This is a genomic window from Pseudoteredinibacter isoporae (assembly GCF_040372805.1).
Classification (GTDB): domain Bacteria; phylum Pseudomonadota; class Gammaproteobacteria; order Pseudomonadales; family Cellvibrionaceae; genus Pseudoteredinibacter; species Pseudoteredinibacter isoporae_A.
This window is the reverse complement of record NZ_BAABWJ010000025.1, coordinates 1-1183: the sequence shown is the minus strand read 5'-3', so window position 1 is coordinate 1183 and position 1183 is coordinate 1. Positions and strand designations below refer to the sequence as shown.

Sequence of the window (1183 nt, the reverse complement as noted above, 5' to 3'; positions counted from 1 at the left end):
GACACCTTCATCAACGGTTACGTCACCGGTTCCGGTATTAGGTTGACCCACATTAACCGTGGGCGTGTTGATGTCGTTGATAAAACCATTGCCTACATCGTTAACGTTGGTCCCGTTACTGTTTAGGTCTGCGATCAATGTAAAACTTTCAGTAGGTTCGTCGAGGTTATCAACAAGCGTGTTTGTTCTAACATCCAGTGTTTGGTTACCGCCGTTGGTGAGCGTAATTTGCCCATTGGCAGGAACGTCAATCCAGGTACTCGTGCCCGCTTCTCGATATTGAAACTGACCGTCGTTATAATCCAGCGGACTGCCCGCAGTGCCATCGGTTAATGATAGCGTGAGTGTGGAGCCTGCTGCGGCATTACCCACCACCACACCAAAGACAGCATCGACGCCTTCATCGACAGTGACATCACCGGTTCCGGTGTTAGGCTGACCGACATTAACCGTGGGCGTATTGATGTCGTTGATAAAACCATTGCCCACGTCATTAACGTTAGTCCCGTTGCTGTTTAGATCTGCGGTTAATGTAAAACTCTCCGTGGGCTCATCTAAATCATCCGTTAAGGTATTGGTACGAACGTCGAGTGTTTGGTTGCCACCGGTGGTGAGTGTAATTTGCCCATTGGCAGGAACATCAATCCAAGTGCTCGTGCCCGCTTCACGATATTGGAACTGACCGTCGTTGTAATCCAGCGGACTGCCTGCGGTGCCGTCGGTTAAGGTCAGTGTGAGTATAGAACCTGCTGCGGCATTGCCGACCACCACACCAAAGACAGCATCGACGCCTTCATCGACAGTGACATCACCGGTTCCCGTGTTAGGTTGACCCACATTAACCGTGGGCGTGTTGATGTCGTTAATAAAACCATTGCCCACGTCGTTAACATTGGTCCCGTTGCTGTTTAAATCTGCGGTCAATGTAAAACTTTCGGTAGGTTCGTCGAGATTATCAACAAGCGTGTTTGTTCTGACATCCAGTGTTTGGTTGCCACCGTTGGTGAGTGTAATTTGCCCGTTGGCAGGAACATCAATCCAGGTACTGGTACCCGCTTCACGATATTGAAACTGACCGTCGTTATAATCCAACGGACTGCCTGCGGTGCCATCGGTTAAGGTCAGTGTGAGTATAGAACCTGCTGCGGCATTGCCAACCACTACACCAAAGACAGCATCGACG

Annotated in this window: 1 protein-coding gene; it reads right to left on the bottom strand. The window is 50.0% G+C overall.

Annotated elements, in window-relative coordinates:
• Positions 1-1183 (bottom strand): Calx-beta domain-containing protein (locus tag ABWW03_RS19900; RefSeq protein WP_353411423.1); only part of this gene is annotated, 1183 nt, incomplete at both ends.